Origin of the sequence: Amycolatopsis rubida (assembly GCF_900115345.1) — a bacterium.
Classification (GTDB): Bacteria; Actinomycetota; Actinomycetes; order Mycobacteriales; family Pseudonocardiaceae; genus Amycolatopsis; species Amycolatopsis rubida.
The window spans coordinates 1-24,655 of record NZ_FOWC01000013.1; the positions used below are offsets into that span (position 1 = coordinate 1).

Annotated in this window: 23 protein-coding genes, 1 rRNA gene and 1 pseudogene; 9 read left to right on the top strand and 16 right to left on the bottom strand. The window is 69.0% G+C overall.

The window, feature by feature from the left end; genetic code table 11:
• Nucleotides 1-90: ribosomal RNA gene (gene rrf / locus BM362_RS35080) — 5S ribosomal RNA — on the top strand; the annotation flags it as partial.
• A gap of 113 nt (nucleotides 91-203) precedes the next feature.
• Here the strand turns inward: rrf and cobF are convergent.
• Nucleotides 204-965 carry a precorrin-6A synthase (deacetylating) gene (cobF, locus tag BM362_RS35085; RefSeq protein ID WP_093576090.1) on the bottom strand — a complete coding sequence of 254 codons (762 nt, stop codon included), beginning with the start codon at nucleotides 963-965 and terminating at the stop codon, nucleotides 204-206.
• Between the two features lie 114 nt (nucleotides 966-1,079).
• Between cobF and BM362_RS35090 the strand changes: the two genes are divergently transcribed.
• Together BM362_RS35090 and BM362_RS35095 are read left to right on the top strand one after the other, a co-directional pair.
• Nucleotides 1,080-1,286 (top strand): heavy-metal-associated domain-containing protein, encoded by a 207-nt coding sequence (locus tag BM362_RS35090; RefSeq protein ID WP_067594541.1) that lies wholly within the window; start codon nucleotides 1,080-1,082, stop codon nucleotides 1,284-1,286.
• An 11-nt stretch (nucleotides 1,287-1,297) separates the two neighbouring features.
• The gene (locus tag BM362_RS35095) at nucleotides 1,298-3,529 is read left to right on the top strand and encodes a heavy metal translocating P-type ATPase (RefSeq protein WP_093576091.1); all 2,232 of its coding nucleotides are present in this window, start codon (nucleotides 1,298-1,300) and stop codon (nucleotides 3,527-3,529) included.
• 552 nt (nucleotides 3,530-4,081) lie between these two features.
• On the opposite strand, the gene BM362_RS35100 is transcribed toward BM362_RS35095, so the two are convergent.
• From BM362_RS35100 to BM362_RS35110, 3 genes are all read right to left on the bottom strand, one after another.
• Nucleotides 4,082-4,363, bottom strand: coding sequence for a metal-sensitive transcriptional regulator (locus tag BM362_RS35100; RefSeq protein WP_009081418.1), 282 nt, complete (start codon nucleotides 4,361-4,363; stop codon nucleotides 4,082-4,084).
• A gap of 393 nt (nucleotides 4,364-4,756) precedes the next feature.
• The gene (locus BM362_RS35105) at nucleotides 4,757-5,650 is read right to left on the bottom strand and encodes a DivIVA domain-containing protein (RefSeq protein ID WP_244287385.1); all 894 of its coding nucleotides are present in this window, start codon (nucleotides 5,648-5,650) and stop codon (nucleotides 4,757-4,759) included.
• Between the two features lie 119 nt (nucleotides 5,651-5,769).
• A complete protein-coding gene (locus BM362_RS35110; protein ID WP_067594511.1) occupies nucleotides 5,770-6,489 on the bottom strand; it encodes an MgtC/SapB family protein in 720 nt (239 codons plus the stop codon).
• Between the two features lie 84 nt (nucleotides 6,490-6,573).
• Between BM362_RS35110 and BM362_RS35115 the strand changes: the two genes are divergently transcribed.
• Nucleotides 6,574-7,194: an L-threonylcarbamoyladenylate synthase gene (locus BM362_RS35115; protein WP_037814148.1), complete on the top strand. Its 621-nt coding sequence runs from the start codon at nucleotides 6,574-6,576 to the stop codon at nucleotides 7,192-7,194.
• A gap of 858 nt (nucleotides 7,195-8,052) precedes the next feature.
• On the opposite strand, the gene BM362_RS35120 is transcribed toward BM362_RS35115, so the two are convergent.
• Complete coding sequence (locus BM362_RS35120) at nucleotides 8,053-9,600, bottom strand: FAD-dependent monooxygenase (RefSeq protein ID WP_167545560.1); 1,548 nt, start codon at nucleotides 9,598-9,600, stop codon at nucleotides 8,053-8,055.
• A gap of 95 nt (nucleotides 9,601-9,695) precedes the next feature.
• Between BM362_RS35120 and BM362_RS35125 the strand changes: the two genes are divergently transcribed.
• Both BM362_RS35125 and BM362_RS35135 read left to right on the top strand, forming a co-directional pair.
• Nucleotides 9,696-10,676 (top strand): TetR/AcrR family transcriptional regulator, encoded by a 981-nt coding sequence (locus tag BM362_RS35125; protein ID WP_143132577.1) that lies wholly within the window; start codon nucleotides 9,696-9,698, stop codon nucleotides 10,674-10,676.
• A gap of 123 nt (nucleotides 10,677-10,799) precedes the next feature.
• Complete coding sequence (locus BM362_RS35135) at nucleotides 10,800-11,036, top strand: hypothetical protein (RefSeq protein WP_093576093.1); 237 nt, start codon at nucleotides 10,800-10,802, stop codon at nucleotides 11,034-11,036.
• A gap of 328 nt (nucleotides 11,037-11,364) precedes the next feature.
• Here the strand turns inward: BM362_RS35135 and BM362_RS35140 are convergent, their stop codons facing one another.
• From BM362_RS35140 to BM362_RS35170, 7 genes are all read right to left on the bottom strand, one after another.
• Nucleotides 11,365-11,844, bottom strand: a complete 480-nt coding sequence (locus BM362_RS35140; protein ID WP_093576094.1) for a nitroreductase family deazaflavin-dependent oxidoreductase — start codon at nucleotides 11,842-11,844, stop codon at nucleotides 11,365-11,367.
• An 851-nt stretch (nucleotides 11,845-12,695) separates the two neighbouring features.
• A complete protein-coding gene (locus BM362_RS35145) occupies nucleotides 12,696-13,430 on the bottom strand; it encodes a thioesterase II family protein (RefSeq protein WP_093576095.1) in 735 nt (244 codons plus the stop codon).
• Nucleotides 13,427-14,617 carry a sialidase family protein gene (locus BM362_RS35150; protein ID WP_093576096.1) on the bottom strand — a complete coding sequence of 397 codons (1,191 nt, stop codon included), beginning with the start codon at nucleotides 14,615-14,617 and terminating at the stop codon, nucleotides 13,427-13,429. Before BM362_RS35150 ends, BM362_RS35145 begins: the two co-directional genes overlap by 4 nt.
• 80 nt (nucleotides 14,618-14,697) lie before the next feature.
• Nucleotides 14,698-15,744: an AAA family ATPase gene (locus BM362_RS35155; RefSeq protein ID WP_093576097.1), complete on the bottom strand. Its 1,047-nt coding sequence runs from the start codon at nucleotides 15,742-15,744 to the stop codon at nucleotides 14,698-14,700.
• A 49-nt stretch (nucleotides 15,745-15,793) separates the two neighbouring features.
• Nucleotides 15,794-16,831 carry an aliphatic amidase gene (locus BM362_RS35160; protein WP_093576098.1) on the bottom strand — a complete coding sequence of 346 codons (1,038 nt, stop codon included), beginning with the start codon at nucleotides 16,829-16,831 and terminating at the stop codon, nucleotides 15,794-15,796.
• Between the two features lie 24 nt (nucleotides 16,832-16,855).
• Complete coding sequence (locus BM362_RS35165; RefSeq protein ID WP_093576099.1) at nucleotides 16,856-17,482, bottom strand: AmiS/UreI family transporter; 627 nt, start codon at nucleotides 17,480-17,482, stop codon at nucleotides 16,856-16,858.
• An 88-nt stretch (nucleotides 17,483-17,570) separates the two neighbouring features.
• Complete coding sequence (locus tag BM362_RS35170) at nucleotides 17,571-18,641, bottom strand: substrate-binding domain-containing protein (RefSeq protein WP_067594487.1); 1,071 nt, start codon at nucleotides 18,639-18,641, stop codon at nucleotides 17,571-17,573.
• Between the two features lie 94 nt (nucleotides 18,642-18,735).
• On the opposite strand from BM362_RS35170, the gene BM362_RS35175 reads away from it, so the two are divergent.
• The gene (locus BM362_RS35175; RefSeq protein ID WP_093576100.1) at nucleotides 18,736-19,137 is read left to right on the top strand and encodes a MarR family winged helix-turn-helix transcriptional regulator; all 402 of its coding nucleotides are present in this window, start codon (nucleotides 18,736-18,738) and stop codon (nucleotides 19,135-19,137) included.
• A 5-nt stretch (nucleotides 19,138-19,142) separates the two neighbouring features.
• On the opposite strand, the gene BM362_RS35180 is transcribed toward BM362_RS35175, so the two are convergent.
• Entirely contained in the window at nucleotides 19,143-19,625 is a 483-nt protein-coding gene (locus tag BM362_RS35180) for a hypothetical protein (RefSeq protein ID WP_093576101.1), read from the bottom strand.
• A 76-nt stretch (nucleotides 19,626-19,701) separates the two neighbouring features.
• On the bottom strand, nucleotides 19,702-20,448 hold the full coding sequence (locus BM362_RS35185) for a helix-turn-helix domain-containing protein (RefSeq protein ID WP_093576102.1): 747 nt from the start codon (nucleotides 20,446-20,448) through the stop codon (nucleotides 19,702-19,704).
• A 106-nt stretch (nucleotides 20,449-20,554) separates the two neighbouring features.
• On the opposite strand from BM362_RS35185, the gene BM362_RS35190 reads away from it, so the two are divergent.
• Nucleotides 20,555-21,676, top strand: a complete 1,122-nt coding sequence (locus BM362_RS35190; RefSeq protein WP_067594476.1) for a CaiB/BaiF CoA transferase family protein — start codon at nucleotides 20,555-20,557, stop codon at nucleotides 21,674-21,676.
• The gene (locus BM362_RS35195) at nucleotides 21,673-22,863 is read left to right on the top strand and encodes an acyl-CoA dehydrogenase family protein (RefSeq protein ID WP_067594473.1); all 1,191 of its coding nucleotides are present in this window, start codon (nucleotides 21,673-21,675) and stop codon (nucleotides 22,861-22,863) included. Before BM362_RS35190 ends, BM362_RS35195 begins: the two co-directional genes overlap by 4 nt.
• Before the next feature lie 78 nt (nucleotides 22,864-22,941).
• Here BM362_RS35195 and BM362_RS50795 read toward each other — a convergent pair.
• Both BM362_RS50795 and BM362_RS35210 read right to left on the bottom strand, forming a co-directional pair.
• Nucleotides 22,942-24,261, bottom strand: a pseudogene (locus tag BM362_RS50795) (MFS transporter); the annotation flags it as partial.
• 116 nt (nucleotides 24,262-24,377) lie between these two features.
• Complete coding sequence (locus tag BM362_RS35210; protein WP_244287388.1) at nucleotides 24,378-24,650, bottom strand: GntR family transcriptional regulator; 273 nt, start codon at nucleotides 24,648-24,650, stop codon at nucleotides 24,378-24,380.
• Between the last annotated feature and the right edge of the window lie 5 nt (nucleotides 24,651-24,655).

The window sequence follows — 24,655 nt, forward strand, 5'->3', positions numbered from 1 at the left end:
CCCGGTCCCATTCCGAACCCGGAAGCTAAGCCTGACTGCGCCGATGGTACTGCAACCGAAGGGTTGTGGGAGAGTAGGACACCGCCGAACTCAACATAAAAGAAGGGGCGGGGCCCCGGTCGAGAACCTGAAAGGGTTTTCCCGGAGCCTCGCCCTTTTTTCATGCCCAAAAACGGCGCGCCGCGAAAGGCGGCCCGCCGCCCTCACTCCGGGCGGCGCAGCAAATACGTGTCCATGATCCACCCGTGCCGCTCCCGAGCCGCGGCCCGCGTCTCCCGGATCTTCGCCGCCAACGCGTCATCCAACGGCCCGGACAGCAGAATCTCGTCCGGGGTCCCGACGTAGGCACCCCAATAGATCCACAACCCCTGGTTCGCGTACTGATCGAACGTCGTGTGCGCGTCGAGCAGCACGAAGACGTCGTCAGCGCCACTCGGCCAGCCCTCGGACAGCCGGCGACCGGTTGTGAGCTGCACGGCACGGCCGATCTGGTTCATCGTCGTGCGATGCCGAGCCACCAACGCGGAGATGCTGCTGATCCCCGGCACAACCTCATAGTCGAACGCCACGTTCCCACGCGCCAGCACGGCCTCGACCAACGCGATGGTGCTGTCGTACAGCGCCGGATCGCCCCAGACGAGGAACGCGCCGGTCTCGCCGTCGGCCAGCTCATCGCGGATCAGCCGCTCGTAGACATCGGTGCGGAGCTGATGCCAGTCGGCGACCGCGGTGCGGTAGTCGGCAGGCTTCCGGTCACGGTCCGGGTCCTTCGCGCTCACCACGCGATACCCCGGCCGGCTCACGAACCTCTCCAGTATCTCCTGACGCAGCTGCACCAGGTCGGCCTTCGCACTGCCCTTGTCGAGCACGAAGAACACGTCGACGCGATTGAGCCGGTCGACTGCCTGCACCGTGAGGTGTTCCGGGTCGCCGGCACCGATCCCGATCGCGTAGATCTTCCGCATCCGTGCAGTCTCTCCCGGCGGGTAACCGGGTTCACGGCAGGGTCCCCTGGCATGCCGCTACCCCCTAGGGGTATAAAGGAGGCAGAAGCGGCGAGCACGATAGGGAGCGTGGCGATGACCGAAACGACTTACACCGTCCAGGGCATGACGTGCGGGCACTGCGTCGGATCGGTGAAAGAGGAGGTGGGCGACCTGGCCGGGGTGCGGACAGTCGACGTCGACCTCGCCACCGGCGCTGTGAAGGTCACCAGTGCGGAGCCGATCTCGCACGAAGCCGTCAAGGCCGCCGTCGCCGAGGCCGGCTACCAGGTCGTCGCGTAAAAAGGAGTAACATGAGCACCACGACACCAGCCTCCGCGCAGTCAGTCGAACTCGCCATCGGCGGGATGACCTGCGCGTCGTGCGCTGCTCGGGTCGAACGGAAGCTCAACAAGGTCGACGGCGTCACCGCCAGCGTCAACTACGCGACCGAGAAGGCGCACGTCGAATACCCCTCCACCGTTTCGGTCGACGACCTGGTGGGCGTCGTCGAAGCGACCGGTTACACCGCGCAGGCACCGGAGCCGGAGAAGACGGAAGAGCCAGAACAGGACGAGACGCGGCCGCTGCGCGACCGGCTGCTGTACTCGGCGATCCTCACCGTGCCGGTGATCGTGCTGGCGATGGTCCCCGCGCTGCAGTTCACGAACTGGCAGTGGCTGTCGCTCACGCTCGCCGCGCCGGTCGTGGTCTGGGGCGCGTGGCCGTTCCACCGCGCAGCCTGGACCAACCTTCGGCACGGCGCGGCGACGATGGACACGCTCATCTCACTCGGCGTCTCGGCAGCCACGCTGTGGTCGCTGTACGCGCTGTTCTTCGGCATGGCGGGTATGCCGGGCTTGCGGCACGGCTTCGAGTTCCGCGTGTCCGGGGGATCGGGAACCGACAACATCTACCTCGAAGTCGCGGCGGGCGTCACCACGTTCATTCTCGCCGGCCGCTATTTCGAGGCGAGGTCCAAGCGCCGCTCCGGCGCTGCGCTGCGAGCCCTGCTCGAACTCGGCGCGAAGGACGTGACGGTACTGCGTGACGGTCGCGAGCAGCGGATCCCGGTCGACCAGCTCCGGGTCGGGGACACGTTCGTGGTGCGGCCTGGCGAGAAGATCGCCACGGACGGAGTGGTTACCGACGGTGGCTCCGCAGTCGACGTCAGCATGATTACCGGGGAATCCGTACCGGTCGAGGTCGCAGTGGGTGACGGCGTGACGGGCGCGACAGTGAACGTCGGCGGCCGGATCACAGTGCGCGCGACGCGGGTCGGTGCGGACACGCAGCTCGCGCAGATGGCCCGGCTCGTCGAGGAAGCACAGAACGGCAAGGCCGCGGTCCAGCGACTGGCCGACCGCGTCTCGGCGGTGTTCGTGCCGATCGTGCTGGTGCTGGCTCTGGGTACGTTGATCACCTGGCTGCTGACCAGCGGAAACGTCACCGAGGCGTTCACCGCGGCGGTAGCGGTGCTGATCATCGCCTGCCCGTGCGCACTGGGACTCGCGACCCCGACCGCCCTGCTGGTCGGCACCGGCCGCGGCGCGCAGCTCGGGATCCTCATCAAGGGTCCGGAGGTGCTCGAATCCACTCGCCGGGTCGACACCGTGGTGCTCGACAAGACCGGAACCGTCACGAGCGGGCGGATGAGCCTGGTGGACGTCCACGTCGGAGAAGGCGTCACGGAGCGCGAACTGCTGCGCTACGCGGGGGCGGTCGAGCACGCTTCGGAGCACCCGATCGCGAAAGCGATCGCAGACGGCGCCCGCGAACGAGTCGGCGACCTCCCGTCAGCGACGGAGTTCCGCAACACCGAAGGCCTAGGTGTCTCCGGTTTGGTAGAAGGTACAGCCGTCCTAGCCGGCCGCGCGGCCTTGCTGGCCGACTGGAGCGTCAAGATCGACGACCAGCTCTCCTCGGCCAAGACCGCGGCAGAAGAACAAGGCGCGACGGCAGTCTTCGTCGCATGGGACGGCGTCGCACGGGGTGTGCTGGTGGTCGCGGACACGATCAAGCCGACGTCCGCCCAAGCGGTCGCCGAGCTCCGGTCGCTGGGCCTGCAGCCGGTGCTGCTGACCGGCGACAACACCGGCGCCGCGCGAGCGATCGCCGACGCCGCGGGCATCACCGAGGTGGTCGCCGAGGTGCTTCCCGAGGAAAAGGTGGCTGTGGTGAAGCGCCTGCAAGGCGAAGGCCGAGTGGTGGCAATGGTCGGCGACGGCGTCAACGACGCGGCCGCACTCGCCCAAGCTGACCTCGGCCTGGCCATGGGCACTGGAACGGACGCCGCAATCGAAGCCGGTGACCTGACCCTCGTCCGAGGAGACCTGCGCGCAGCGGTAGACGCGATCCGCCTGGCCCGGCGCACGCTGGGCACGATCAAGGGGAACCTGTTCTGGGCGTTCGCCTACAACGTCGCGGCGCTGCCACTGGCAGCGTTCGGCCTGCTCAACCCCATGATCGCGGGCGCGGCGATGGCCTTCTCGTCCGTGTTCGTGGTGTCGAACAGCCTTCGGCTGCGGCGATTCCGGGCAGCGTGATGTGCCTGAGGGCAGGCCAGCGGTTGGGGCGGTCCCGGCAGCGTGATGTGTGCCTAGGGGACGGCCGTCGACCGCGGTTGGTCCCGGGCGGCTGGACGTGCCTGGGGACGGGCCGGTGGCGGTTCTGGCTGGCGTGATGTGTCTGGGGACGGGCCGGTGGCGGTTCTGGCTGGCGTGATGTGTCTGGGGACCGGCCAGCAGCTGCGACGGTTCCGGTCGGCTTGATCTAACGGCGACGGGCCAGCGGCGGAAGTTTCCGCTGCTGGCCCGTCGCCGAAATCTGCCCTTGGCGCTGGCCTGGGTGGATGTCCGCGCTGATCGGTCTGGTCGTCGCCGCGGCCTTGCTGGCTCGCGCTGCGGCACCGGCCGGGAACTGCCTCAGAAGCGACCTTCAGCGGGCAACCGCGTGGCGGATCCGTTCGCGCGGATCGCTCGCCGATGCTCCTGAGCACCCGGATTCATTCTCCACTTGCGGCGGCAAGCGCTTCGATGCTCTCCCGGCCAGGCCAGGGAAGAAACACCGTGCCGGGGCCGCGCGCTGGGGAAACTGCTTCAGGAACGCACCAGCCGGGCAATCGCGTCGGAGGCCTCGCGCACCTTCAGGTCCGCTTCCTCCCCGCCTGCGGCCGCCGCCTGGACGACGCAAGTCGCCAGGTGCTCGTCGAGCAGTTCCAGCGAGAAGGACTGCAACGCCTTCGTCGCCGCGGACACCTGCGTCAGGATGTCGATGCAGTACTTGTCCTCCTCGACCATGCGCTGCAGGCCGCGGATCTGTCCCTCGATCCGGCGAAGGCGCTTGAGATAGGCCTCTCGTTCACTGCCGTAGCCGGTCATCGCACATCGTCCCTTTTCTCGGCATCCCCGTTGGTTTACCACCCAGTATACCCACCCGGCGTATCCGGGGGCCGGTGTTCGGCCAGCGGTGGCGACCTCCACGACTTCGGTCAGCGCGGAGGTCGGCACCGGTTCGACATGGCTTGACGGTTTCATCGCGGCCAGCGCGGACATCGAGGCTGTTGCGGCCGCTGTCGCAAGGCCGACGTTCTCGCACGCGGAGCGTGCTTCGCGATGGTGCCCGCCGCGCAGACGCGCCTGAAGTGCATCGGGCTGGGTTCGGCCGCTCGGGGCGGCCTCGGTGACGTCGGCGAGTGCGGCGGTTCGGCACGAGGTCCGTGTTCGCGGTGGTTGCCCGCGGAACAGACGTGCCCGGCGTCCCCGGGCGGGTGGTCAGCCGGTCGGGGCGGCTTCGGTGACGTTGGTGACTTCAGTGACGTTGGTGACTTCAGTGACGTTGGTGACTTCAGTGACGTTGGTGACTTCGGTGACTTCGGTGAGCGCTGAGGTGCGTCGTTGATTCGGCACCGGAGTGCCGTCCGGGGCGAGGTCGGCGTTCGCGGTCGCCAGGAGTTCGCGGGCTCCGCGCAATGCGGCTCTCACCCGTTGCTGGACGGCGGCGAGTTCAGCGACCCGCTGTTCGGCGTCGGCGACGACGCGGGTGGCGTGGTCGGTGGCTTGGCGGACGTGTGCGTCGGCTTCGGCTCGGGCGGCGGCGGTGCGGTCGGCGATTTCGCGGAGTGCGTCGGTGCGGCGGTCGGCCAAGGTGCGCGTGAGGTGTTCTTCGAGCCGACGGCGTTCCTTCGCCGCCGCTTCGTCCGCGGCGTGGCGTTCCTCGACTGCGCGACGCAGCAGATCTTCGTGTTCTCGCCGCTGTTGCTCGCGGTCCGCGGCGACAGCTTCGACGAGCGTGTGTTCCTTTTCGGTGAGACGGACGGCTTCTGCCCTGGCGTCAGCGATGATCCGCGCGGCGGTGTCTTCGGCGCGGGCGGTGATCTCCGCGGCTTCCTCGCGCGTCAGCTCGACCATCCGGCGCGAGCGTTCCTGCAATGCGTCCGGCTCGATAGGGGTGCGGCTGATCCGGTCGACCGTCGCGCGCAGTACGCGATTGCGCTCGGCGAGCTCGGCCGCTTGGTGTGCCGCGGCGTCGCGTTCCGCGGCGAGGCGCCGGAATTCCGCCTCGACCCACGTCACGAATTCTTCGACCTGGCCGCGCTGATAGCCGCGCCAAGCCGAGTCGAAGGACGGCCGGACGGCCATCAGGTCCTCGCCACCGCCGGGGGCCATGCTCTCACCTCCCATTTGGATGGTTTCTCCTCGGCGCTCGTTTTTCTTGCCGCACCGGGGTTTTCCGCACTGCCTCCAGTGTGCCTGAAGTCCGGCGATCCGTGGGAGCCTGGGGCGGATCAATCTTCGAGCGGATCTTCGGTGCCCGTCGCAGTGCTTCGCACGCCGGGCAATTCGGCCAGTTCCGCAGTGAGGTCGGCAAGATCGCCGCGCCCTTGCAGCCGCAATGTGACGACCGCGATCCGTTGCCCCTCTTCGGAAACGGTCTCGCGATCGACCGCCACCCGATGGACGGCCCAACCCCGATCGGTGCAAGCCGCGAGCACGGCCCGCAGTACGCCGTGCCCGTCGTTATAACTCAACCGGAGGATCGGCGGCTGCCGCCGATGGCGCGCGACGAACCGGGAAAGCCGCGGGAATCCGCGAGTGATCAGGACGAGCCCGGCGGTGGTCGCGACGGCCAGCACCGGCAGCCCGGCGCCGCACGCGACTCCGACGGCCGCCGCGAGCCAGACGGTCGCCGCGGTCGTGAGACCGCGCACCGCGTCGCGGCGCACGAAGATCAGCCCGCCGCCGACGAATCCGATGCCGGACACGATCTGCGCGGCGATCCGCGACGGGTCGAGCGCCACGTGCTCGATGCCGAGCAAATCGGCGAAGCCGTATTTCGACACCAGCATGAAGACCGCGGACCCGACGCCGACCAGCGTGTGCGTGCGCAGGCCTGCTTGTTTGTTGCCGACCTCGCGCTCGATGCCGATCACCGTGCTCAGCAGCAGCGCGAGCAGCACCGGCGGCAGCAGTTCCCATTGTTCGCCAGTGGACCAGAGAGCATGCACGGACGTAACCTCCTCGCCCGTCACTGTGCCCGGCCCCCGGAGAGCCCGTGCGCCCGGCCCGGCGGTCACGCCTAAGCTCGGGCCATGGCCCGCTACTTCGACGTGCACCCGCAGAACCCGCAGCGCCGCGCGCTCTCCCAGGTGGTCGACCTGCTGCGCGACGACGGGCTCATCGCCTACCCGACCGACTCGTGCTTCGCGCTCGGCTGCCGCATCGGCAACCAGCAGGGGATGGAACGGATCCGCACCATCCGCAAGCTCGACCACCGGCACCACTTCACGCTCGTCTGCCAGGACTTCGCCCAGCTCGGCCAGTTCGTGCACATCGACAACGCGGTGTTCCGGGCCATCAAGGCCAGCACCCCGGGGGCGTACACGTTCATCCTTCCGGCGACGAAGGAAGTCCCGCGACGGCTGCTGCACGCCAAGAAGAAGACCGTCGGCGTGCGGATCCCCGACCACGTGGTGACCCAGGAACTGCTCGGCGAACTGGGCGAGCCGATCCTGTCGAGCACGCTGCTGCTGCCCGATTCCGGCGAGCCTCTCACCCAGGGCTGGGAGATCAAGGAAGAACTCGACCACGTACTGGACGCCGTCATCGACTCCGGCGACTGCGGCGTGGAGCCCACCACGGTGATCGACTTCTCCTCCGGAGAGGCGGAGGTCGTGCGGCACGGGGCGGGAGACCCGTCCCGGTTCGAGTGAGCGGGGTCGTCATCGGTTTTGTTTCCTCCTTGACGGGGTGGTCTTCGATCCTGGTGCGGGCGGCGGGACCGAGTCGCTCGGCTTGACGGCTGTTGATGCGGTTTGGTCGATTCGACGGCTACCCCGGACAGCTTCTTGACGCGACGGTTCTTGTCTCGACAGCTGCCGACACGAACTGCATGAACTGACGCCTACGGGTGACAGCAGCTTGGATCGACCGTCCTGCCCGCGGAGCGTGCCGCTCGGCTCGGGCCGCTGCGGCGAGGCTGCCAGCGCAGGTCGCGCGGCGGGCAGTCACCGCTCCGGCCTGCTGCGGCTACGAGGGCACACGCCGGCGCACGCCACTCGAAGTGCTGCTGACCGGCGCAAGTCGGCGGACGGTTGCGCAGGTCGCTGGCGGATCTCCTCCTCATGCAGGCTGCGGAAGGTTCTCGTCGCCCGAGACGCCGAGCATCCTCGGCGGCGACCACCACGATCCGCTGGCACACCCAGCGCCCAAGACAGCCGGTAGCCGCTTCAACCTCTCCGTCGGCGCTGGCCAAGGCGCTCTGGATTCCTCTCGCGCGCGGAATGTCCCGTTGGCGCGGTCCGCAGCGATCCTCGCTGTCGTCGGCGGCATCCAGCTGCAGTCTCCTTCCGACACGAGCCGCCGTAGGCGCGGGCTGGCACGGTGGCGCGGTTCGAGTTGGTCAGGAGAAGCAGCGGCGGGTCGCGTCCGGGCAGGTGCCGAAGCGGGCTGGCAGGCACCGGAACCGGGGTCCGCGCTCTCAGGTGTGTCCGATCAATGCTCCTTTCCCGCGTCGAAGATGCGGCAGATCCAGCACGCGGGGCGGGCGAACCCGAGCGCCGCCGAAGAGGTCACACGGTTGCCTCCACCGGGGTGTTGAGCAGGCGCGACAGGGCGTCCGCGAGCGGGACCTCCGACGAGGAATGCCAGCCGACGACGGCGTCCGGCCGGAGCAGCAGCGCACCGTCTGAAGGCAGTTCCGTCTCGGCCAGCCACTCCTCGTCCGAGATGGGAACGAGGCGGAGGCCCAGCCGGTCGGCTTCGGCTGTCCACCGGGTGCTCTCCGGTCCGCAGAGCAAGGTGAAGCCAGGCACCGCCAAGTCCACTGTGGACGTCGTGGCGTCGAGCCAAGCGTGCGGCACCCGGGTGCCTGGACGACCGGCCGGGCCGTACCGGTCTTCCGGTGCGGGACCGCGTCCGTCCGGGACGAAGGCACCGTGTTCGTATTGCACGCCGAACAGCGCGGCGAGCGGGTCGACGCTCGGCGCGTCGTCGCTGGTGATCGTGGCGAGCATGGTGCCGAGATGGCCGCTGGCCATGCTGGAGAACTCCGCTGTCGCGTACCCGATCGGGTACCGCTCGGCGTGGTAGGTGTCGAGCAGGGCGGGCGTCGCCGTGCCGGCCAGTACCGCGGCGAGCTTCCAGGCGAGGTTGGCTACGTCCGCGATCGCGGTATTCGCACCCGCGGCGGCCATCGGCGGCATCGCGTGCGCGGCGTCGCCGGCCAGGAAGATCCGGCCGAGGGAGAACCGGTCGGCCACGTACATCCCTGACTCCCAGTGCATCCGGCTGAGCACTTCCACCTCAAGGTCCGGCACGCCGACGACGGTGCGCAGCAATGCGCGCCAGCCGTCCTCGCCCAGGGAATCCGAACCGGGGAAGTCGGAGGTGGAGAAGAGCCACCGGTCGGTGCCGTTGACGGACACGAACGCGCCGGAGGCGGCCGGGTTTTCGATCCGGCACAGGTTGAACGGTTTGTCCCGGACGAGCTCGGCGAGGTCGGCACGGAAGCAGACGTCGAGGTTGTCGGCCAGGTGCCCGTGCCCGCTGCGCGGAATGTCGAGCGCGGTGCGGATCGGACTGCGCGCGCCGTCCGCCGCGATCAGATATTCGGCGCTGACCTGGTACGGCTCGCCGTCGGCCGGGCGCAGCTGGGCGGTGATCCCGGTGTCGTCATGGTCGAACGACACCAGTTCGGTGCCGAAGCGAACCGACACGCCCCGCTCGGCAGCGGCCTGCCGCAGCACCGGCTCCAGCACGTCCTGCGGACACAACACGCTTGGCGCTGGGCTGAGGCTGGGCATCTTGCCGTGCTGGACGAGTCGTTCGCGCACGGTTTCAGTGACCTCCGGCCAGGTCGCGTCGGCCAATGTGGTGCCGGAGAGCATTCCGGTGAACGACGCGAGCGGTGCGCTGGCTTGCTCGACCTGGTCCATGAGGCCGAGCCAGCGGAACACTTCGGTGCTGCGCGGGTTGAACCGGCGTGCTTTCGGCTGCGGGGACGTGCCCGCGTGCTTCTCGACCAGCACCGGTGCTGCTCCCTCGCGGTGCAGCAGCAGTGCCGCGGTGAGTCCGGCGATCCCTCCGCCGCAGATCAGAACAGGAATTCGTGCAGTCATCTCATAACCCCCAGGGTCGTGTACGTTGTACATCTTGTGTACGTTGTACATGACGATGTACTGTGTACGCAAGCGGGCTGGAGACAAGGAGATGAATGGGAGATCAAGGGCCGACACCGCCGATTTGGCTGTTGCCCGAGCCGCCGGAACGCGGATGGGGCCTCGGGCGAGTAGATATCGTCAACGCAGCCGTGCGACTGGCCGACCACGGCGGCGCGGAGGCGCTCACGATGCGGGCCGTGGCGAAGGAGCTGGGCGCGTCCACCCCGATGTCGCTGTATCGCTACGTGCACAGCAAAGACGGTCTGGTGGACCTGATGCTGGACCTGGCGAACGGCGAGGTGCGCACCCCGGAAGTCCCGGGCGAGGACTGGCGGGGCGAGCTGACGGCCGTCGCGGTCGACACGTGGGCGATGACGAAGCGGCATCCGTGGTACGCGCGGCTCGTGCACCAACGACCTCCGGCCGGGCCGAACGCGAGTAGACGGACCGAGTTCGTGCTGGCGACCTTCGACCGGCTGGGCCAGGACCTCGCGTCGGCACTCGGGTACGCGCGGCTGCTCGACGGATACGTCACCGGTCAGGCGCTGCAGTGGGCGGAAGAGCGGGCGATGTGGCAGCGCAACGCGTTCGTCGACGTGGTGGACGTGCAGCGGCAGGCGCGGGCTTGGTTCGGCGACGTCGTGTCGGAGGACGGGCCGTATCCGCTGCTCGTACGGGTGCTGGAGAGCTTTCTGTCCGAGCGGCACGACGCGGCGGGTGAGAGCGGCGCGGTCAGTGCGGACGGTGGCGGACCGGACGTGGAGCCGGACGCATCTGGCCGGGTGGCTGGTGCCGGTAAGCCGGGCGCTCGGCCGGGTGCGGAGGCGGCCGGGGCTAGGCGCGTCGTCGAGGCGGACCGCGAGCTTGCCGGGTCCGCTCAGGTTGCTGGGTCGGGCCAGGAAGGCTCGGGCCAGGTGGCGGATGCGCACGCTCCCGCTGACGCGCGGACGGTGGCCGAGGCGGCGGCCGAGGACGCGCAGTTCGAGCTTGGCCTCGAATGTCTGCTGGACGGCATCGCCGCGCGGCTTCGCTAGGTTGGTCGCCTGGACCGGCTGCTGGGGATGTTGACGTGAAGTTCCTGCTGGTAACGCACATGAACCCTGAGGAGACCCGACAGGAGGTGATGGACGGGCACGCTGACTTCATCGCCAAGATCCGTGCGTCCGGCGAGTGATCAACACGCCGGCGGGCGGGGGACAGCGCACGACCAGGCGGCTGGCGCCGATTCCACTGACTGGGCGCAGACCCTGGAGTTGTACGGCCTGCTCGAACTCGCTGGCGACCCCGCGGGTGCGCACGAGCATTACCTGCGCGCGGCGAAACGGACGAGCAGCATTCCGGAGCACCGGTACCTCCAGTCGACGGCGGCGAAGTTCCTTCCGCACGGGAAGTAGGCGGGCTGGCGGGTTGCTTGGCCAGTCGGCGGGGGACGGTCAGCTCGGCGGGGAGCGGATTAACCGCCTGAGGCTACGGAGACTGCCCCTGCCAGGACTTCTCGCGCGCGGAGCGTGCGGCGCGCTGGCTGCGGATCCAGCTGGCGACGGGCGTGAGCTGCGGATTAGTGCATGCCGGAGGTGTGCTGGCGGCGGGTTAACGCATGCCGGAGGTGTGCTGGCGGCGGGCGGGTTCGTGGTGAACCGGGAGGGTTGGCTGGGTGAGCTTTGCCGAAGAGGAGCGGAGTGAGCGGGAGGACTCGGGGATTCCGGAACGGAACAAGACCGGTCAAGCGGCTGGGTTTGTGCGTTCCAGGAGGAATACCCGGATTTCGCGGTGGGCGGCGCGTTCGGCGTAGCGGTCGTAGGCCGGCCAGTAGGAGGCGACGGCGTCCCACATTTCCTGACGTTCGGCGTCTTTGAGAAGACGGCCGCGGACTGCCACGGTGCGGCCGTGGACGGAGACTGTCGCGTCGGGGCGGGACAGGAGGTTTGCCGTCCAGGCGGGGTGATGTTCGCCGCCCCAGTTGGAGCCGATCACGACGTATCCGCCGGAGTGTTCGACGTACAGCAGCGGGACCTGGCGTGGTTCGCCGGAGGTGCGGCCGATCGTGGTGAGCAGCAGGGTGCGCAATCCGACTGCCGCGCCTACGCCCATGCGGCCGCCGCTGATGCGGAGGAGCAGGCGGTCGGCGGGCATCATCGCTTGGCCGAACGCGGCGAATGCCTTGCTGCGGCCCAAACCGGCGAAAATCCTGCGCAATTCCATGGGGCGCAGCCTACGGGGCCGTGAGGGGGAGGCTGGTGGGCGGCGGCTTGGGCGGGACAGTGCGGCGGGGCGGCGGTCGTGCGGGATTGGCCGTGCGGGACCGGTTGGCGAGCGGGGCGGGGTTCGGGCGGCGAGGGGACGAGCGGAGCGGCGGAAGCGGGCCGATAGCCGGGCGGCGGCTGGCGATGGAATGCCAGCGGTTCGTGCGTGGAACATGGTCTTCGGTAGACCGGCCTCGGGGGCGTTGATGGTTGGGCGGCGGGAGGAATGTGAGCAGCCCGGCTGAGTCGCGCGCTGGGCTGTCGGGCGGGGAACCGCAGAGAGTGCTGCTGGGCGGGTGGCCGAGGTCAGCGGCGGCGATGCCGAGCAGCAGCCCGCGGTAGCCGGACGGGCGGAACGGCAGGCAGTTCGGCTGAGTCTCGCAGTAGGTTGTCGGGCGGGAAATCGCGGAGGGTGCTGAGGGCCGGGTGGTCGCGGCGGGCGAAAGGAACGTCAGTCGTCCAACTGCGCCACGGTGGGCTGGCAGGCCGAGGGAGCGCGGCGGGCTCTCATGGGCGCGGCGGTCGAGGGCGAGAAATGTCCGCAGCTCGCGGGTGGCTTGTGGCAGGTAGGTGCCGATGGTCGCGGAGGCGGATAGGTGCCGATGGTCGCGGAGGCAGATAGGTGGAGTCCTGCCCGCGATCCGCGGCTAGCAGGTGACGAGGGCCAGATGGCGGGGCGAGCGTGGGGAAGCACGGCCGGTTGAGAGCTGACGATCGTCGCCTCAATGTTGGGGTTCCTCGACGGCATAGGTAAGGGGGCCGCACGACGGGCGGGCAGGGGGAACCGGAGCAGGGCGAGGAGGCGAGGGGCTAGAACCCGCTGGTAGTCAGCTTCAGGAGGGCGTCGGTCAGAGCGGCAGCGTGGTCCACCAGGTAGAAATGGCCGCCCGGGTAGGTGGTCAGGGTGAAGTCCCCGCTGGTGTGGGACGACCAGGCTTGCACGTCGTCCACTGGGGCATGGGGGTCGGCGTCTCCGGTGTGGGCGTGGATGGGCGCGGCTAGCGGGCCTGGGCTTGGGCGGTACGTCTCGACAGCCGTGTAGTCCGCGCGCAGGGCCGGGAGGAACAGTTCTCTCAGTTCGGGATCTCGCAGCACCTTCGGATCAGTGCCTGCCAAGCCTTCGATCTCGGACAGCAAACCGTCGTCGTCTTGGAGGTGGATTTGTTCGTTTACCAGGCGGGACGGGGCTCGGCGGCCGGAGATGACCACTGCTTCCGCGGGCGTGCCCCTTGCCTCCAGGCGCAGGCCGACCTCGTACGCGAGCGTCGCGCCCATGCTGTGGCCGAACAGCACTACGGGCAGGTCGAGCCACGCCAGAAGGGCTTGGGTGACGCCGTCCGCCAGTTCTTCGATGGTGTGCAACGCTGGTTCGGCCATTCGGTCTTGGCGGCCGGGGTATTGCACTGCCAGGACGTCGACGGCTGGGGACAGCGACTTCGACAGCGGGTGGAAGAACGGGGCTGCGCCGCCGGCGTGCGGCAGGCACACCACCCTGGCGGGGGCGTCGTCGGCGGGGTGGAAGCGGCGTAGCCACGAGTCCGTCATGCGGGCGATTTTACCGGGGACGGCCGCGGGTACAGGGGCAAGCGGCGGAATTCGATCTTTTCGTACGCGCTGGTGACGCCGGTCTCGAACAGGACTCCGACGGTGAAAGGGTCTGGCTGTACCAGGTCGGAGTACCCGGCGGGGGCGTCGGCGAGAACGGTGGACGGTTGCCAGGTTCTGCCTCGGTCTGAGCTGGTCCTGAGTTGCATCGTGCGGCGAACCGCTGGATCGGACGGGCCGGAGTAGAGGAGTACGCGGCGGTTCGTCGTTTGCAGGGCGCTGCCTTCTACCTTCGGACCGGACAGGGTTGGCTGCACTTGGTAGGGGCGGGTCAGGGTGCGGCCGCCGTCGGTGCTGTAGGCGTCCAGGCGGTTCTCGGGCGCGGAGCCTTGGTTGCGGCTCGAGAAATACACCGTGCCGTCGGATAGTTCGGTGGCGGTGGTTTCGTTGGGGGCGAGGACGCCGTCGGTCGGGTCGTCGGTGAAGCCGATGTGCCAGGTGCGGCCGTTGTCGTCGCTGTAGAGGTCGTGGCCGCCGTAGTACTTGGCTTCGGTTCCCACGTCGGCGGAGCCCGCGGGTGGGGCGCTGGAGTGGTTGGCGGGGACGATGATTCGCCCGGCGTGGCGGCCGTGGTGGAGGAGGGTGGCGTGGCCGGGGGCGGTGGCATACCAGCGCCAGGACGGGAGTTTTGCCGTGGCGGTGAGGTCGCGGGCCGGGGTCCAGGTGCGGCCGTTGTCGGGGCTGCGCCGGACGAAGACCCGGCGGCTGTCTTGGGGGGACACGGTGCCGGACATGATGGCTTTCTCGCTGACGGGTCCGTTGTGGACAGTCAAGAGCACCAGGTCGCCGTTGCGGGCTGCGACGGGGGTCGGGTTTCCGGCGGTGGCCTCGCCGTTGCTGTCGACTACGCGCAGCTCGCCCCAGGTGCAGCCGCCGTCGTGGGAGGTTTTGGCGACGGTGTGGATCGCGCCGGAGTCTCCGGGGGAGTCGCGGCGGCCTTCGGCGAAGGCGAGCAGCGAGTTGTTCGCCGCGCGGACCACCGCGGGGATGCGGAAGGTGTGGTAGCCCTCGGTGCCCGAGACGAACGGGGCCGACGACGTGCAGCTGCCGTGCGCGCTGGCCCGCGGGGCCGGGACGACGCTCAAGATCGTTGCGGCGAGCGCGAGCGTGATTGTTCTCGGGAGCACCGGGGGGACCGCCTCTCGCTCCGGACGTGGGATGTCCGACGTCCTATGTCCGGAGAACTTAGAGAGGCGGTCGCGCGGCGTCAAGACTCCGGATCGGTGGCGGTCGCGCGGACGGTTCCGGTCTCGGCGGTCGCGGTGATCCGCAGCGGGGCGGTGCCGGTCGGGCGTACTCGCATGATTTCCGCGGCTACCGGGGCGGCCAGGCGGGTGCGCAGGGTCCGGCGCAGGCCGCGGGCGCCGTATACCGGGTCGAAGCCTTGATCGGCCAGCAGGCGGACGGCGGACTCGGCTACCTGGAGGTCGACGCCGCGGCGGCGGAGTCTCGTGCGCAGCAGGTCGGTTTCGAGGCGGGCGACTTGTTCGATGGTGGTGCGGTCCAGTTCGTCGAAGATCACCGTTTCGTCGATGCGGTTCAGGAATTCCGGGTCGAAGAACGACTGCAGGGCTTTGTCGACAACGGTGCGGCGGGTGTGGCCGCGGTCCAGGAGCGCGCGCCAGCGGGAACCTCGGCGGCGAGCCAGTTCTTTCGAGCCCAGGTTCGAGGTGAGGAAGACGAAGCTGTTGCGGAAGGAGATCTTCTCCTGGCCGTTCGCGAGACGCAGCATTCCGTTGTCCAGGACGCCCAGAAGCGCGCGCAGGACGGTGGGGTGGGCTTTTTCCACCTCGTCGAAGAGGACGATTCCGGGAGTGTACGGGTCACCCTCCACAGTGGACCGGTCGAAGACGGTGAAGGCTTCCTTGCTGCCCGCGTAACCGGGCGGGGCGCCGTTGAAGGAGGCCGCGTAGTGCTCTTGGGCGAGAGAGTTCATGTCCACTCGGCACAGGTCGTCCGGGCCGGAGCGCAGGGCGGCGGCTACTTGGCGGACCAGTTCGGTTTTGCCTACGCCGGTGGGGCCGAGAAGCAGGACTGTCGCGGGTGGACGGTCGGGTTCCGTCGCGCCCGCGCGGGCCAGGGTGATGGCCCGGACGACGGCGTCGATGGCTGGGTCTTGGCCAAGGACGCGGCTGCGCAGGCGTCGCGCCAAAGCATCGGGGGTGTCCGGCGCGGACGGAACGGGGCAGGCGGCCGGAGCGGCTGGCTGCCGGTTCCGGTTCTGGTCGTGGTACCTGTCGGTGATGAACGGCATGGTGTCCTTTCCCTGAACCGAAAAACCGGAACCGGCGGCCAGCGGAGGATCAGGCCTGCTTGGTCTTTTCCGCGGGCAGCTGGCCGACCGGGCATTCGGCCACGCCGATCGTGCTGCGCGTGATGGCCTCGACGTTTTCCTGCGCCTTCTGCGCGTCGGTGACCCACGTGCGGTAGAACTCGAACGGGCAGTCCGCGACGCCCTTGTCGCCGCCGCCGGCCGCGTGCACGCCCGAGTAACCGCGGTGCAGCAGCTTGAACAGGTGGTTCTGCGACTGGTCGTACTCGCGGGCGTCCCGGATCGCCGAAAGCGACAACTGGGCGAACTGGATGCCGTATTCCTCCTCGCCGGTTTCGCCGAGCGTCCGGCCGTCGAAACCGATGATCGAGGAGTGGCCGAAATACGAGTACACGCCGTCGAATCCGGCCGCGTTGGCGACCGCGACGTAGCAGTTGTTGGCCCACGCCATGGCCTTCGCCATCAGCACCTGCTGGTCCTTCGCCGGGTACATGTAGCCCTGGCAGCGGACGATCAGCTCGGCACCCTTCATCGCGCAATCCCGCCAGATTTCCGGGTAATTGCCGTCGTCGCAGATGATCAGCGAGATCTTCATGCCCTTAGGGCCGTCCGTGACGTACGTGGTGTCGCCCGGGTACCAGCCCTCGATCGGGCACCACGGCAGGATTTTCCGGTACTTCTGCACGATCTCGCCGTGGTTGTCGATCAGCACCAAGGTGTTGTACGGCGGCTTGTCCGGGTGGTCCTCGTGCTGTTCGCCGGTGATCGAGAAGACGCCCCAGGTATCGGCTTCGCGGCAGGCGGCGGAGAAGATCGCGGTCTCCTCGCCGGGGATAGTCGCCGCGGTGTCGTACATTTCCTGCTCGTCGTACATGATCCCCTGGGTCGAGTATTCGGGGAACACGACGAGGTCCATTCCGGGCAGGCCGCCCTTCATGCCGACCACCATGTCGGCGATCTTGCGCGCGTTGTCGAGCACCTCGGCCTTCGAATGCAGCCGCGGCATCTTGTAGTTCACGACCGCGATGCCGACTGTGTCCGGGCTTGAGGAAATGTCACCGTGTCGCATGGGGTTTCTCCTTCAGGTGGCGGGTCAGGCCGCGGCCGCGGCGCGGTCGTGGACGGGGCGGGACTGGCCGCGGAAGCCGAGCACCGCGGCGAGAGCGACGAGCAGGACAGCGGCCGCCGCCGCGAGGAGAGCGGCGGTCGCGGTGGAGCGGTAGCCGCCGGTGAGCGCGAGGAACGCGGGCAGCGTGCAGGTCGGCTGGCTGAGCAGGACGGTCGTCCAGCCGGTGAACCGGGTCAGCTCCTCGCGGCCGAGCCCGAGCACGAGGAAGAACAGGCCCCACAGCAGCGCCCAGGACAGCCAGATCACGCCGAACACCGGATCGTGCTGCCGCCAGAACGCTATGCCGGCGTACACGAGCGCGGCGCCCGCGACGAACAGCGAGAACCAGCCGATGCCCTCGGGTTCGAGCCCGGCGAGGTTCGCGATCCCGACGTACAGATAGGTGAAGCCGAACAGGAACAGCCCGGACGCGCCGAGGATCGCTTCGGAATCCCCGTGCGCCTGGACGATCAGCACTGTCGGCGTCACGCACTGGAGCCCGCCCACGAACAGATTCAGCGCGGCGGCCGACCGCGCGGGCACTCGCCCGAGCAGCATCAGCCCGTTGACCAGCAGTACCGCCCCGACGTAGAGCAGGCCGACGTTGTTCATCGCACGCTCCTCAGTTGGTACCAGATGAAATACTGTCAAGTGAAAATAAATGGCCGGACGGCGGGCGTCAAGACCGGAACGGAACGGGTCAGAGCCGGGTGATCGGATCGAAGTCGCAGCCGCGCGCGGCGGCGAGGTGCACGTGCTGGGCGGCTTGCTGGCCGTGGAATTCGACCGTGCCGCGCGGTCCGTCGTAGGCGACGCCGTCGATGGCGGCGTTGAAGGCGCGCATGTCCGGAGTGCCTGCCCGGCGAGCGAGTTCGGCGAGCGTATGCAAGCCCTCGTAACAGGATTCGGCCGCGTTGTTGAGCGGCGGCGCGGCCGGGCCGTGCAGGCGGACGTAGCGGCCGAGCAGGTCCATCGCGTCCGCGGTGACCAGGGAGCGGAAGTACGCGGCGGACGCGAAGAGGTTTCGGGTCGCCTCGGCTCCGCTGGCCAGCAGCATGTTTTCTTCCATCAACGGACTGAAGCGCAGCATCTGCTCGTGAAGTCCGCGGGCGGCGAACCGGCGGTTGAACCGGACCGCGTCCTGTCCGACGAACAGCATCAGAACACCGTCGCACGCCGAGGTTTCGACGCGCCGGACCAGCCGTGCCATGTCGCCCGAACCCAGTCCGACGAACGCCTCTCCGGCGATCCGGAGGTCGAGTTCTCTTGCGTAGCGCCGGATCGCGTCCGCGGAACCGCGCGGCCACACGTAGTCGTCGCCCGCCACGAACCAGCTGCGCGCGCCGCAGTTGTCGCGCAGCCACCGCAGCGCGGGCTGGATCTGCACGCGTGGGACTTCGCCGGAACAGTAGATGCCAGAACGACTTTCGCCGCCTTCGTAGAGCGATGTGTACACGTACGGCACGCGGTCGGCGAGGACCGGCGCGAGCGCGTTGCGGACTGAGGAAATGTGCCAACCGGTGACCGCGTCGATCTCGCCCGCGTCGACCAAGCGCCGCACGGCCGACGCGACCTGGGCGGGCGGAGCGCCGCCGTCGACGACTTCCAGCGTCACCTCGCGGCCGAGGATTCCGCCCGCGTCGTTCAGTTCCCGGACCGCGAGTTCGCTGATCGCCTCGCACGAGGGCCCGAACAGGCCCGCCGGTCCCTGCAGCGGGACGACCAGCGCGACGCGCAGCGCGCTCGCGCGGCTGGCGACTCCGAGTCCCATGCCGGCTCCGGGCTTTTTCGCCGGTTGACTTGCTTCCATTTGGAAGTCTTACAATGCGGAGGCATTTGCGCAAGGGCGGAACGAGGGCGGGCGGATGAGGCAGGCACAGGCGGCCGAGGCGTCGTTGATCCGCGCCCTCACCCGCACCGCACGCGCGGTCACGCTGCGGATCGAGCCGCTGCTCAAACAAGAGGGGCTGTCCCTCGACGGCTGGCTGGTGCTGGACGCGCTCGCCGCGGGCGACGGCCTCACGATGACCGAACTGGCCGGGCGCACGCTGGTCACCGGGCCGACGCTGACCCGCGTGGTCGACCGGCTGGTCACCACCGCGGCCGCGTATCGCGAGGTCGACGCGGAGGACCGGCGGCGGGTCCGGGTGTATCTCGCGCCGCGCGGACGCGGCGCGCATCAGCGGGCGACGGCTCGGCTGGCCGAGGTGGAACGCGAACTGGATCCGGACGGCGGGGTGCTGGCGAAGCTCTCGGAAGTCGAGTAGTGCGGTCAGTTCTCCCGGCGTTGTGCCCACGGCGTTCGGAAGACGACGAGACTGCCGAGCAACGCCAGGGAGAGCAATGCCGCGCCGCCGTCGGTGATCACTGACGGGAGGATTCCCGCCGGTCCGTAGAGGGTGACGGAGGCGTCGAAGACCGCGGGCGGGATCGCGAAGACCCCGGCGGCTTGGGTGACGTTGACGGCCACGACGACCCAGAACGTCCACGTCCGGCCCCGCAGCGCGAGCAGGCCGGCCGCGTTGCCGACGATGTAGAGACAGCCGACGGTGCGAAGCCCGGTCAGGAATCCCGGTGCGTCGGAGGCGCTGGCTCCGGCCGACCGCATTGCGAGGCGAAGCATGTCGAGGTCGATGATCACGAAGTTCTGCAGGATCGTGCCGACAGTGAAGACCAGTGAACAGACGACGGTGGCGATCTGCAGCGGACGAGTCCACGCGGTGGGGTGGTGCTTCCGGACAAGCGGGTGCGACATGAGTCCAGCTTTGCCCGGTTCGTGCTCGCGGACATCCGGTACGAGCCCCGGATGACGACCCCGGAATTCCCTGAGGCTAGGGCCGCTTCCGCCATTCGCGCTGATGCCGGGTCAGCACGTCGATCAGCTCGGCTTTGCGCTCGGCCACTTCGGTGTGACTGCCCATGATCCCGACCGCGGCGACCGTCCGGCCGTCCTCCACGACCGCGACCGACACGCCGTCCGCTTCGGTTGACGCACTCGGCGCGGCGACCAGGCCCTCGGCCTGGATCCGGGTCAGGTCTTGGAGAAAACGCTCGACCAGCTCGGCGTCCGAAGGCGGCAGAGCGCCGATCTGCGGCCACAGATCGCGGTTTTCCATGGCAGCCAGCAAGATCCAGCCGGTCGACGTGCGGATCGGCGAGCGGCGCACGAACCCTTCGGCGAGATAGGCGTAGCGCGGGTCGTGCGAGGCGTAGTCCACGTAATAAAGGTCGCTGCCCACCATGATCGCCAGCACCGCGGTCATCCCGGTTTCCGCGTGCAGCGCTTCGAGATCCTCGTGCGACACCGTGGTGACAGTGGGGCGGCCGACCAGCCGGATGAGCAGGAACGGAGCCGGGCCGAGGGAGTAGCGGCGGTCGTGCTCGTCGAGGTAACCGGTCGCGACGAGGCCGTTGACCAGGCCCTGGATCGAACTCATCGGCGCGTCGAGCTCGCGGGCGAACTCGGTGAGCGTGACCCCGTTCCGGGAGCGCGCGGCCCGCTCCAGGATGGTCGACACCCGGTCGATCATCCGGTGGTGCGGCCTCGGGCGGCCGTCCGGCGTGGGGTGCGTCGGCATCGGTGCTTTCTCTCCTCGGGTGATCGGGAACTCTACCCGGACCTGCGGGTTGCGTAAATACGTATTTTGATGCCAGTATGCGTAGCGAGGAGGTGCGCTCGTGAGCATGCCACTGGACGGTGTCGTCGTCGCGGACTTCAGCCGGGTGCTCGCCGGTCCGCTGGCGTGCGTGAACCTGGCCGACCTCGGGGCGACGGTGATCAAGGTCGAACGGCCCGGTTCCGGGGACGACACCCGTGGCTGGGGGCCGCCGTGGACGGCGCACTCCAGCTCGTACTTCGAATGCGCGAACCGGTCCAAGCAGTCCGTGGCGCTCGACCTCGGCGATCCGGACGACCTGGTCCTGGCGCGCGAACTCGCCAGCCGCGCCGACGTGCTCGTGGAGAATTTCCGCTCCGGCGCGCTGCGGCGGCGCGGGCTCGACTACGAATCCGTCCGCGTGGGTAATCCCGGCATTGTGTACTGCTCGGTTTCCGGCTTCGGCGGCGACGCGGACCTGCCCGGCTACGACTTCCTCGTGCAGGCGATGGGCGGGCTGATGAGCGTCACCGGCACCGACGAACCGGCGAAGGTCGGTGTCGCGCTGGTGGACGTGCTCGCCGCGAAGGACGCCACCATCGGCATTCTCGCCGCGTTGCGGGCCCGCGAGCAGAGCGGACGGGGACAGCGGGTCGAGGTGAATCTGCTGTCCAGTTTGCTCGGTTCGATGGCCAACCAGGCTTCCTCGTACCTCACGACCGGACGCGCGCCGCGGCGGATGGGCAACTCGCATCCATCGATCGCGCCGTACGAAACGTTGCGCTGCAAGGACGACGTGCTCGCGTTGGCCTGCGGCAACGACGGGCAGTTCCGCCGCCTCGCCGAGGTGCTGGGCGTTCCGGAGCTGGCCGACGACGAGCGGTTCGCGACGAATGCCGAACGCGTGCGCCATCGTCCGGAGCTGAGGGCGGCTCTCGAACAGCGGCTCGGCACCGACACTGTGGTCGCGTGGGCTGAGCGGCTGACCGAGGCCGGCGTGCCCGCCGGTCCGGTCGGCGATCTCGCGGACGGGTTCAAGCTCGCGGAATCGCTCGGTCTGGCTCCCATCGTGCCGGTCGGCGACTCGCCGCCCCAGGTCCGTCACCCGATCGGCTATTCGGAGACGCCGGTCGCCCGCTACACCGCCCCGCCCCGGCTGGGGCAGCACAGCGACGAGATTCGCCGCTGGCTCGCAGAGGAGAAGAAATGAGCGCCACGAAGTCCCTGCCGCCGCTGGATCCGCGCGACCCCGCCGGGCTCGGCGACCTGTTCACCGAAGACGAGAAGGCGATCGCGGACGCGGTCCGCCGGGTCTGCGCCGACCGGATCGACCCGTACGTCGGCGACTGGTTCGAGCGCGGCGAACTGCCCGACGTCCGCGGCCTCGCCAAGGACCTCGGCTCGCTCGGCGTGCTCGGCATGCACCTGGAGGGCTACGGCTGCGCCGGGATGTCGGCGACCGAGTACGGGCTCGCCTGCCTTGAGCTGGAGGCGACCGACTCGGGCATCCGCTCGCTGGTGTCGGTGCAGGGTTCGCTGGCGATGTTCGCGATCTGGAAATGGGGTTCGGAGGAGCAGAAGCAGCAGTGGCTGCCCTCGATGGCGGCGGGCGAGGCGATCGGCTGCTTCGGGCTGACCGAACCGGACGCCGGCTCGGACCCGGCCAGCATGCGCACCCGCGCGCGGCGCGACGGCGACGACTGGGTCCTCGACGGCCGGAAGATGTGGATCACCAACGGAAGCGTCGCCGACGTCGCGGTGGTGTGGGCGCAGACCGACAAGGGCGTGCGCGGCTTCGTGGTGCCCACCGACACTCCGGGCTTCTCGGCTCCGGAGATCAAGCACAAGCTGTCGCTGCGCGCTTCGATCACGAGCGAACTCGTTCTCGACGGCGTGCGGCTGCCCGCGGACGCGGTGCTGCCTGAGGTCACCGGGCTGAAGGGACCGTTGAGCTGCCTCAACGAGGCCCGCTTCGGCATCGTGTGGGGTTCGGTCGGCGCGGCGCGTTCGTGCTTGCAAGCGGCGATGTCCTACGCCGAGGACCGCACGCAGTTCGGGAAGCCGATCTCCGCGTTCCAGCTGACGCAGCAGAAACTTGTCGACATGACGCTGGAGTACACGAAGGCGTTGCTGCTCGCGATCCACTTGGGACGGCGCAAGGACGCCGGGGTGCTGCGGCCGGAACAGGTCAGCCTCGGCAAACTGAACAACGTCCGCGAGGCGATCGAGATCTGCCGCACCGCGCGCACGATCCTCGGCGCGAACGGGATTTCGCTGGAGTACCCGGTGATCCGGCACATGAACAACCTCGAATCGGTGCTGACCTACGAGGGCACTGTCGAGATGCACACGCTCGTGGTCGGTCAGGCGATCACCGGGCAGTCGGCTTTCCGCTGAGGGACGGCCATGGCCGCCAGCGCGGCTGCCGCCGGGGGCAAGGCTGAACGCGAGATGCCAGGCCCCGGCGGAGGCGGTCGTTTCGGCGAGGGTGAGCAGGAGTGCGCCGGCCAGTGCCGGGACCACCGGGTGTTCGGAAGCGCTGAGCGAGCCGAAGACGGTGCAGGCGGCGATCAGGAAGATTCCGGCCACGGCAAGGGATCGGCGGGCCGTGCGGGCGTCGCGGACCTGTCGGCTGATCGGCAGCTGGAGGAGTACGACGAGGACGGTATTGGCCAGCAGCGCCATTGCGGACGTCCATTGTGGAGCGGAGCTGCGGGTGACTATCCACAGTGGAAGCGTGACGCTGAGGATCGGCATGGTCAGCTGCGTGACCGCCGCCAGCACCGTCAAGGTGACGTAGCGGCGGTCGTGCAAGGCTGGCCAGCCGGTCTGGCGTTCGGCCGGTGCGTCCGGTCGGGCGTGCAGGTACAGCGCGGTGGCGAAGACGAATAATCCAGCATCGGCAACAAAAACGGTGACTGCGTTCGTGCCTGCGGCGAGGACGAGTGCGCCGAGTCCGGAGCCCGCGCCGATGCCGATGTTGACGGCGGTGTGCAGCAACGCACGGGCTCGGACGCGGCCTTCGGGAGCGACGACGGCTTGGCGGCCCGCCGCGAGCGCGCCCTGCCCGCAGGCGAAGAGCGCGCAAGCGGCGATGTACAGCGGAACAGAGCGCGCGACGGCGAACAACAGCAGGCCCGCGACCGCGGCGACAGTCGCCGCGGCGAGCGCTCGGCGAGCGCCGATCCGGTCCAGCAGCGTCCCGAACGGAACGGTGGTGGTCAGGCTCGTCGCGGCGCCGAGCGACAGCCCGAGCGCCACGATTCCCGCCGGCAGGCCGACCCTGGTGGTGAAGTGGACGGCGGACACGGCCAGCACCGCGCCGTCGCCCGCCGAGGTCAGGGCTTGTGCGGTGGCGAGCCGCCGGATCGCCGTGCGCGCGGTGGTCATGCCGGGCTGACCGACCAGCAACGGGTCGTCACGCCGACCGTGTTCCACATGGTGATGGCGGTGAGGAGCGCGATCAGCGCGGCCGCGCCTTCCTCGCCGAATGCCGTGACGGCCTCGGAAACGGTCGACTCGGGCACGTGCGTTTCGGAGAGGCGCGTGACGTCCTCGGTGAGCGCGAGCGCGGGTTCGCTCGGCAGCGGTGAACAGGCCGGATTCCGTCCAGACCGCGAGCGCGTCGACCCGCTGTGCTGGCACGCCTTCCTTGCGTGCGGCTTGCGAATGCATGTCGACGCAGTATGCGCAGCCGTTGAGCTGGGACGCGCGGAGGCGGACCAGTTCGCGCAGGGCCGGGTCGATGCCCGCGTGGTCGAGCTGCTGGGTCGCGGCGTCGTCCAAAGTGCTCATCGCACGGGAGAAAATCGGGGCCAGAGCGTCGAAATCGAGGCGTGATGGGATGGGATCGGCGTGGTCACGGACCTAGGCTAGGTCGCGAATGGACCGGATTCTCGACCAATCCGGAGCTAAGAACTCAGTCCATTTGCCAGGGCGTCGGCAGCCAAGGCGAGGGCGAGCGTGCGTTCTTCGGCGGCGAGTCGCGAGTAGATCTCGGAGACGGTGCTGCGGGCGATGCCGAGGTCGGTGGCTAGCGCGCGCGAAGCGGGCAGCCGGGTGCCTGCCGGAAGACGGCCGTCGACGACTGCGGCGCGCAAAGCCGTTTCGAGCGCGTGCGCTGGGCGGGTGGTGGACGCGGGCAGGTAGAGGTCGAGCCCGTCGGCCGCCGATGCGCGCTTCATGCGCC